Origin of the sequence: Deinococcus radiotolerans (assembly GCF_014647435.1) — a bacterium.
GTDB lineage: Bacteria > Deinococcota > Deinococci > Deinococcales > Deinococcaceae > Deinococcus > Deinococcus radiotolerans.
Genome location: NZ_BMPE01000009.1, coordinates 130,353 through 139,472, shown reverse-complemented (window position 1 = coordinate 139,472; position 9,120 = coordinate 130,353). Strand labels below are relative to the sequence as shown.

Sequence of the window (9,120 nt, the reverse complement as noted above, 5' to 3'; positions counted from 1 at the left end):
GGTCTACACTCACCTCATCGGCGAACGCTCGTAACGCCGCTTGAAGTCAAAACTGGAGCACTACCCGTAGCCGCCACCAGAGTAACGGTAAGCCTGGCCGGGCGCGCGTTCCACCCGGACGGCAGGTGAGGTTGCAGGGGCCTCCCCACGCAAGACGTTCAGTAGAGACGGGACCGGCTGACCCGCGCGATAGCCAAGGTATCCGGGTGCACCGATACCGGCCGTATGAGACAGGAGTCGGCGGACCGTCACGCCCGCAGCCCACTCCGGCCGCCGTGCCGGGACAGTCCACGCCCGCAAGGCCGCGTTGACCGGTGCGTCCAGAGGCAGCCGACCGTCCTGCACCATCGTCAGGGCGGCAGTGGCCGTCACGGCCTTGCTGATGGAAGCAGCCTGAAAGAGGGTCTCCGTGCCGACCCGGGCTGCGCCGTCCGCGCTCAGCACGCCATAGCCTTTTGCCCAGGCAATGTGGCCGTCCTGAATCACGGCAACACTGACGCCAGGGACGTGGTAGAGCGCCATGCGTTCCTCTACCCTCCCCTGCGGCAGTCGAAAGCTGTCCGTGTGGTGACGGGGGGCCGTGGCCTGGGCACTTCCAATCCCCAGCGCGAACGTCAGGGCCAAGAAGCAGCCCTGAGGGAATGGTTGACGCCTGCCTCTCACCATGGCAACCTCACGGAACGAAAAGTTGAGCGGCACGGTCGGTATGAGCCCTTGCGCTGGCGGTCCCTACAGGTACGGAGCCATACGGACATCACGACCTGCGGCAACGCGCGGGACCTGCACGTTTTCGCACGCCCACAACGCGGGCAGGAACAACCGGCCTGAGTGCACCGACCACCGGAGATCACCACAGGGCCCGGGTGGGACATCACCCTCACTAGCCTCCTCTTTATTATTCGGCGATTAAACACAGCAGCCATCTCAGCGTCTCCCCACTTGAAGAACCAGGGCAACTTTCAAGTTCAGTTCCTGGCGTACTGAAAAGCATGCGTTACCCTGCTTCCCATGCCGGATGCTCACGTTGCCACTGCCGTTCAGGCCAGGCTCCTGCTGGCGGTGGAACTGCGTCCCCTGCTGAACCTGTTGATCCAGGGCCCGAAGAGTGTGACTGACCTCGCTGAGCACCTGGAACTGAATGTTCAGCGCGCCTACTACCTGGTTCAGAAACTGGTGAAGGTCGACGTTGCCAGCGTCATCACTGAGCGGCGTGGAGGACGCACGGTCAAGATGTACGCCGTCCCACAGCCCTGGTTCATTCCATACGAGGTCACCACGGCTGAGGCCCTGGAGTCATTCGTCGGCGCCCAGGTGCAGCCACGTATTGAGGAAAGAGTCCGGGAAATCCTGCGGGTGTACGTCAACCAGACGGGGGACCACCGTGGCTTCTGGCTCTCCGCAGACGGCCTGAGTCTGGGCGACGACCGTGGGACAGCCCAGGACCTCTGGGAGGGAGACCAGAACCTGCTGTTCACGATCGGGGCAATCCGCTTGACGGCAGGACAGGTCAAAGAGCTGAAACGCTCTCTCGTCTCACTCGCTCACGAGGAGCACACCCACCCGTCCACGCCAAGGCAGACGTATGACTTTGCCGTGTTGCTGGTGCCGCGCCGAGACGCGTAGCAGGAACCCTGTCGCGGCTCAGCCTCACAGATGCAGGCCCCTCAAATCGGTCGGTTGATGTCAACATGAACTGGCTAACGGTGAGCGACTGCGCCTGGTCTCACCTCAGACGCCGTGGGCTACTCGTCCCGTGGTCGTGAACGTGACCACTGAAGCGGTCGGCAGGTCCTAAAAGTACAGGGCACCCGGGGGCACGCTGACGAGGTCATTCGGTAGCCACCTTGAGGGTATGGCGCTGACCGACCACCGCCGTGCTTTTCGTCGCGCGGCATTCATGGGGAATATCTGGACCTTTCAAAGGTCACCAGATCGATGCATGTGGGCCGTTCGCTGACTCCATCATGGCGTGAACCGCAGGCCAAGCCACGCCGCATCACACCGAATTCAGCGTGTTTGGGGCGAGGCCGGTCACCTGCACGGACCACGCCCAAACGTAGGCGGCGTGACCTTCAGGCCACGCCGCACGCAGAAGTTCCGTCTAGCGGAGGGTCACCTCAAAGCAGATGGTGCCTCCACTGCCTGAGGGCAGCACTGCATTGCCGAAGTCCAGCACCACTGTCCCATTCACTACCGAGAGGGTCACGCCAGCAGGAAGATCACCACTGGCCGGCGCGGAGCTGGCCCCCACCACTGGCGCCGTCGACGCTGAATACGTCAGGTGAGTGACATCGCGAACCGCGCTCGGCAGCGTGTCGGTCAGCTTGAAGGCTGAAGCAGGGCCGCCCGAGTTCACGAACTGGACGCAGTACTGGAGGATGTCGCCAGGTAAGCCGTCGGCCACCGCGCCAAATGCGCCATTGACGGTCACGTTACGAACAAACTTGTCAACGAGGACAACGGGATCCGAAACAGTCACATTTACGCTGCCCACGTCCCCGGCGGTACTGGTATTCCCGTTGGTGTCCGTGATGCTCGCCGTAACGCTGTACGGGCCGGCAACGAGTGCGTTGGCATCCGGAATTGTGACGCTGAAGGTCCCGCCGGTCTCCACGGTGGTCGTGAGCGTCAGGGTGGTCGCACCCTGGGTGACGATGACGGTGATGCTACTCCCCACCGGCGCATCGGTCGTGCCGGTGATGGTTGGGGTCGTGTCGTTCGTGTTATCCGGCGCCGAGACCGTGATCGAAGGTGCCGTGGCATCCACGCTGCCCGCATCCGTCGCCGTCCCGGTGTTCCCGGCGGTGTCGGTGGTACTGGCCGTGACGCTGTACGGCCCGTCCGCCAGGGCGTCCGCGTCCGGAATCGTGACGGTAAAGGTGCCGCCGATCTGCACGGTCGTCGTCAGCGTCAGGGTCGTCGCGCCCTGCGTCACGGTCACGGTAATGGTGCTGCCCACGGGCGCATCGGTCGTGCCAGTGATCGTGGGCGTTGTGTCATTCGTGTTGTCCGGGGCAGCCACGGTGATGACCGGGGCGGTGACGTCCACACTGCCTGCATCAAGCGCCGTCCCGGTGTTCCCAGCGGTATCGGTCGTGCTGGCGGTCACACTGTAGGGCCCATCCATGAGCACGCTGCCGTTCGGAACCGTCACGCTGAAGGTCCCGTCCGTCTGCACGGTGGTCGTCAGGGTGAAGCTCGTGGCGCCCTGAGTCACGGTCACCGTAATAGGGCTGCCCACCGGCGTGTCCGTCGTGCCAGTGATCGTGGGCGTTGTGTCGCTCGTGTTGTCCGGGGCGGTGATGGTGATGGCGGGGGGTGTGGCGTCCACGCTGCCCGGGTCGGAAGCGGTCCCAGTGCCACCGGCGGTGGTCACGGACGCCGCAGCCGTGTAGGCACCGTCCGCCAGCGCGTTGGCGTTCGGCACGGTGACGCTGTAGGTGCCGCCGGACTGCACCGTCGTCGTCAGGTTGAAGCTGGTGGCGCCCTGGGTCACCGTGACGGTCACGGTGCTGCCTGATGGTGCAGTCGTCGTACCGGTGATGGTCGGCGTCCTGGTGTTCGTGTTGTCTGGCGCGCTGATCGTCACGGTTGGCGCGAGGGCCGGGTCGTTGATGGTGCCGGTGCCGAACGTGCTGGCGCCACCCGCGACGGACGCGGTCAGCCGGTACGTTTCGGAGCCTTCGGTGCTGGTGTCGGTCGTGGCGGCAATCCTGACCTGGAAGGTCTTGATGTTGGCGGGCAGTGAGACGGCGAACGTGCCGCCAGCGCCCGGCACGGTGGTTGTCCAGTTGACGCCGCTGTCCGTGCTGTACTCCACGGTGCCCGTGTCGGTGCCGATGGTGGCCGTGCCCCCGGTGAGCACCAGGTCGACGGTGGTCGGTCCGGTGGTCGCGGCGTTAGCGAGCGTCACCGTATGGGTGAGGTTGGTCCCTTCTGTTCCGCTGGTGTCGGCGACGCTGTTGACGACCGGGATGAAGTTGGTGATTGTGCCGGTCACGGCTGTGGGCGCGGTGAGCGTGGTGGGGGTGCTGGCGGTGACCGTGTAGGTTTCGCTGCCTTCGGCGTACAGGTTGTCCCTGACGGTCAGGACGCGGAACAGCACGGTGTTGCTGGGGATGACGGCGCCTTTGGGCAGGGTGATGGCGTACGAGGGTCCGTTGCCGATCGCGGTGACCCAGTTCGTGCCGCCGTCGAGGCTGTACTGGGCGCCGGAGGTGTCGGTGCCGAGGGTGGCGGTACCAGCCGTCAGAGTGACCGTCAGGGTTGTGTCATTGAGGCCGTTCTGTCCGGCCAGCGCAATCTGGTGAACGACGGGGGCGCCTTCTACGGCTGTTCCGGTGCTGACGCTCGAGACGGTGATGCCGTTGGGGGAGACCGCCGGGGAGAAGATGCTGTTCCAGGTAGTGTCACCGGCGGCTTTGCCGAGCTGTTTGTCGTTGACCCCGCCGATGTCGGAGTTGAAGGCGTTGCTCTGCGTGGAGGAGACGACCGCGTACCGGAGCGCGGTGGAGGTGTTGATGGTGATGCCTTTCGTGGCGAAGTAAGTTTTGAGGTCCGTGAAGTTCAGGCTGAAGTTCAGGAAGTAGTCGGTGGCGCCGTCAGCGTCCATGTCGGCGGACGTCCAGTTGGGGTCGCTGGTGGCCGACACCGGGGCGTAGTAGTAGTTGGTGGCGGTTTCCGTGAACGTGGTGTTGATGGAGACGGTGGTGTTGCTCGGCGCGGTGTTGAGCCCAGTGCCGGTGTCCCAGATGCGGATGCCGGAGCTGCTCTGGTTGCTCACGCCGATGAAGGCGTCCACGACGCCGTCGGCGTTGGCGTCGACGCCCATGTACACCACGTCCGCAAAGGAGGTGCTTGTACCGTCGAGGCGCACGCGGTACGCGACGACGTCATCGGCGTCGGTGGCCGTGCCCTTGTTGTCGTAGTTGAGGTACAGCAGACCGTGGGTGGCGTCGCCGAGCAGGTCGGGGCCGCCGTTGGCCTGGCGGTCGTTAGGGCTGTCGTACTGCGCGCCGATCAGCACGGTGGTCCATGGGGAGGAGCTGGTGAAGTTGGTAGTGGCGGCCAGGCCGGTGCTGGCGCCGCCGATGAGCAGGGCGGACAGCAGCGTCAGGTACCGCGGCCGGCGCCGGGTGCGGGTGGTGTGGCTCACTTGGTCTCTCCGAGGGTGTCGTCGAGGGTCAGATCAAGGCGCAGATACAGTCCCGGCTTGGTGTAGAGGGTGCTGATGCCGGTGAAGCCGACGGGGTTGTACCCGGCGGTGAGCCAGGTGCCCGGGAGCGCGCGGACGCTGCCTTCCAGTCCGAAGCCGGTCAGGGTCGTCTGCGTGGACGGTTGCGTGAGGACGTGGGCCCAGGCGCCGACGCCGAAGCGGTTATTCAGGTAGTACGTGCCGCTCAGGGCGCCCTGGATGGTGAAGCTGTCCGGGTCGCTGAGCAGGGTGCGGGTGTCGGTGCTGGCGCGCAGGGCGAACTGCGGCTGGTGGTATGTCGCGCTTACGCTGCTGCTGACTTCAGGCTGGCTGCCGGCGAGGGTCCCGCTGGCGTAGCGCATCACGCCGAGGCTGTCGATGGTGCGGCCGCGGTAGGCGTACCCGGCGGCGACGCGCAGTCCGCCTTTGCCTGCGCCAGTTTCCATGAGGGCGTCGGCGCTGAGGGTCAGGTCGCCCGTGACGCTGCCAGCAACGCCGCCGCGGAGGATCACGCCAAAGCCGGCGGGGGTGTAGACCAGGTCGGTGCCAAGCGCGGCGCTGAGGCGCTGGTCTTTGTAGCGCAGGTTGGCGCCGGCGGCGGCGTCGTTCGCCCCGGTCCCAGCGTGGTGAACGGCGCTGGCGTACAGGCCGAGGGTGGTGGTGTCGTTCAGCGGCAGGGTGGTGCTGACGCCGAAGCGGGCGAGGTTCCCTGCGCCGCTGGCAGTGGGGAGTTCATAGGCGGCTGTGTAGTCCACGCCGCGGACGCGGCTGTCGACGCTCAGCACGGTCGCGCCGCCGACGCCCCAGGTGTAGCGGCTGGTGACGCCGAGGGTGGTCGTGCCGGTCAGGCGGTAGCGGACCCCGAGGGTGCTTTCCGGGGCGACGGTGCCGTTGAGGGGCTGGGCGTGCGTGACGTCCACGGTGAACGGCTCCTGGCGGTAACCGGCGCTGGCGACGGCGCTGAGGCCCTGCTGGTCACCGACGCTGTAGCGCAGTCCAGCGCCGACGCTGTACGGCCCGGAGTGATAGGTCAGCTGTCCTTCCGCCTGGCCCTGCTCAGTTGTAGTGCCGTCCGTGGTGAGTTCCTGCCGGTACTGCGCGCTGGCCCGGACGCCGAGCGTGTCGGTGACGGCGGTCGTGACGCTGGCGGCGGTGTTCAGGCCCGCGGCGCCGCGTCCGAGTCCGGTGTAGCTGGCGTCCTGGTAGCGGACGCTGGCGGCGGTCGTGGTGCGGCCCTGGGTGGTGTTCACGGACGCCTGGGCGAGCAGTCCGCCGGCGAGGGCAACCCGGATGTCGGCGTGGGTGGCCGGGTCGTTGTACGCGGCGCGTACGCCGAAGGTGGTCTGTCCGTCCAGCTGGACCACGGCGGCCCCGAGCGAGGTGGTGTCTGTCTGGTACTTCACCTGCGCGCCGTAGGCAAGGTCGCGCTGACCGGCCTGGTCCAGGCGGTAGCTGGCGCTGACGTACTGCCCGTTCAGGGACAGGTCGTAGGGCGCCAGGGGGCCGGTGAGGGTTACGACGCCGCTGGCCAGGTCGAGCTGGTAGTCGACGTTGCGGACCAGGACGGTGCGGGCGCGTTCCTGACCGGTGACGCGGTCGACGGTGATCAGGGTCAGGGTGTCGCTTCCGGCGCTGATCTGCTCGTGGGCCAGGCGCAGCAGGCGGGTGCCGTCGGGCGTGAGGCGCTCGTCGGTGATCAGGTCGGTCGGCACCAGGGCCACGAAGCCCGATACGGCGGGGGTGCCGTGGGTCTCGGCGCTGAGGGCGGTGAGCTGCGCCCCGACGGGCAGGACGTCCACCGGCACCGGTCCGTGGCGGTAGCGCACGGAGAATGCGGGGTGCTCATAGGAGAACGCCACGGGGTCCTGTCCCTGGAGGGGCACGCTGGCTGCGCTGGCGTCGCCGGTCGTGTTGAAGCGTTTCAGGATGTCGAGGTCCGTGGGCAGGCCGCCCGTGTCGGCCGCGACCCTGAGTTGTCCGCCGCTGACTTCGGCGTCCAGGCTGGCGCGAGCCTGCCAGGTCAGGTCGTCGGCGCTGAGGGTGCCGTCTAGGCCGAGCGTGGCGCTGAGCACACCCACGCCGGCCCTCCCGGCCGCCGGGGCGACGGGCAGCGTGACGCGACGCCTGGCGTCCCCTTGGTTCAGGTCGAGGGTGACGGTGCCGGGGCGGGCCTGTGGTGCGAAGGTCAGCACGCCGACGCCCTGCTCGAGTTTGAGCTGGTACCCGTTCTGCCCGGGCAGGGCGTCGGGGCTGGTGGTGGTCAGGCTGCTGCGAACGGTGACGGCGCTGAGGTTGGTGGTGCGCCCGGCGGCGTCCACGGTCCGCACCTGGACCCGCAGGGGGGTGCGGCCGTCGGCGTGAAGGTCGAGCGGCGTAAGTTCGAAGGCAGCGGTCGGGCCGACGCGGTAGACGGTGACCTGGTCCTCGCCGTGCTGGAGGAGGTTGGCGCCGAGGCGCAGTGGAACGCCAATGTAGGTGTGCAGGCGTTCACCGCCCGTCAGGGTGGCCTGCTCACCGATCTGGCTGGCCGGGACGACCTCGCCGTTCACGAGCAGGGGCGTGACGGTGGTGCCGGTGTCGGCGACCGTGACGTTGATCGTGTCGCGCACCTGCACGTCGGTGCTGCCGGGGGGCAGGCGCAGGGTGGAGGTGCGCGGCGCGCCTGGCGTCTGCACCGGAGGCATCTGCGCGGCGCTGCTGGGCGCAGTCAGGGGGAAGTCGACGGTGGTCAGGCCGCGCACCTGAACGGTGCGGGTGCCGCTCAGGCCGCCGTCTTCAGGAACGCTGAGGGGACGGAGCGTGACACTGACGGGATCGAGGCGCAGCGCCTGGGTGCCCTGGGCGACGTTCGGGAAGGCGTAGCGGCCCTGAGCGTCGGTGCGGACTTCGCGGCCCCCGGCGAGCAGAATGCGGGCTGCGGACACGGGCGTATCCTGCGGGTCGAAGATTCGGTTGCCGTTGGTGTCGATAAAGACCCGGCCGACCAGGTCACCGAGCGGCGCGAAGTTGAGCAGGCCCTGCACCTTGCTCGTGGCTGCCGCCTGGGCGGAGGCGAAGGCGGTGGTCGCGCCGCTGAGCGTGCGGCCCTGCGCGGTGACGGTGTTCAGCACCTCGCCGCTGGCGTCGGGGGTGACGCGCATGCCGTACGTCAGGGTGGCGTTCGCGGCGTCGGCCAGGGTCGGCACGGTCCAAGTGAGCGCGCCGTTCGCGGTGACAGGATCGGCGATGGGCTGACCGTTCAGGCTGCTGGTGCCGGGAATGTAGGACAGGCCCGTCTTTGGCGTGTCGGTCACCTGGATGTCGCGCAGCATCGTGCCGGGGAACTGGTTGGTCAGGGTGAGGGTGTATGTCAGGCGGTCGCCGACCACCACCACGGGACGGTCGGCGGTCTTGGTCAGGCCCAGCGAACCGACGCGTAGCAGGGCGACGTTGTTGTCGTCGAGGGTCCCGTCGGCGCACTCGGCGGTGAGGTTGACGTACACGTCGCCGGCGGTGGCGACGGGACTGACGACGAGCACCAGCGCGGCACTCTGACCCGCGCCGACCTGCACGCTCTGCACGGCACTTTCGCCAGCGTCAGCCTGACCATTGCCGTTGCGGTCAAGCACGACCTGCACGTTCGGGAGGGCCGTGCCGGGCAGCACGCTGGCGCGCACCGGGACCGTGACGGTCGTCTGGCCGGTGTTGCGCAGGGTGTAGGTGAACTGCGCGCCGGTGCCGGGCAGGGCGGTCTGCATCTGCCCGGGGGCAGCGACGGTGCCGTCGGGCGTGATGGCGACGGTGCAGGCGGGCACGCCGACGCGGACCACTGCGCGGCTGTACTGGAGTTCGAGCTGGGTGGCGCTTTCCTGCACAGTGATCACGGTGCGGTCCGCGGCGCGCAGCAGCTGACCGGTCGCGGCGGGACTGGCGGCGTACACGGCGCC

4 protein-coding genes are annotated in these 9,120 nt (G+C 67.7%); 1 reads left to right on the top strand and 3 read right to left on the bottom strand.

Going from position 1 to position 9,120, the window contains the following annotated elements; all coding sequences use genetic code 11:
- Positions 1 to 60: 60 nt before the first annotated feature.
- Entirely contained in the window at positions 61 to 666 is a 606-nt protein-coding gene (locus tag IEY63_RS14620) for a serine hydrolase domain-containing protein (protein ID WP_268239665.1), read from the bottom strand.
- 393 nt (positions 667 to 1,059) lie between these two features.
- On the opposite strand from IEY63_RS14620, the gene IEY63_RS14615 reads away from it, so the two are divergent.
- Positions 1,060 to 1,623 (top strand): winged helix-turn-helix domain-containing protein, encoded by a 564-nt coding sequence (locus IEY63_RS14615; RefSeq protein ID WP_189069735.1) that lies wholly within the window; start codon positions 1,060 to 1,062, stop codon positions 1,621 to 1,623.
- Positions 1,624 to 2,101: 478 nt separating this feature from the next.
- On the opposite strand, the gene IEY63_RS14610 is transcribed toward IEY63_RS14615, so the two are convergent.
- Together IEY63_RS14610 and IEY63_RS14605 are read right to left on the bottom strand one after the other, a co-directional pair.
- On the bottom strand, positions 2,102 to 5,155 hold the full coding sequence (locus tag IEY63_RS14610; protein WP_229784731.1) for a beta strand repeat-containing protein: 3,054 nt from the start codon (positions 5,153 to 5,155) through the stop codon (positions 2,102 to 2,104).
- A complete protein-coding gene (locus IEY63_RS14605; RefSeq protein WP_189069734.1) occupies positions 5,152 to 9,114 on the bottom strand; it encodes a DUF11 domain-containing protein in 3,963 nt (1,320 codons plus the stop codon). Before IEY63_RS14605 ends, IEY63_RS14610 begins: the two co-directional genes overlap by 4 nt.
- Positions 9,115 to 9,120: the final 6 nt, after the last annotated feature.

Coding starts and splice junctions, on each gene's coding strand:
- IEY63_RS14620 (WP_268239665.1), bottom strand. CDS start 666: ATGGTGAGAGGCAGGCGTCAACCATTCCCTCAGGGCTGCTTCTTGGCC.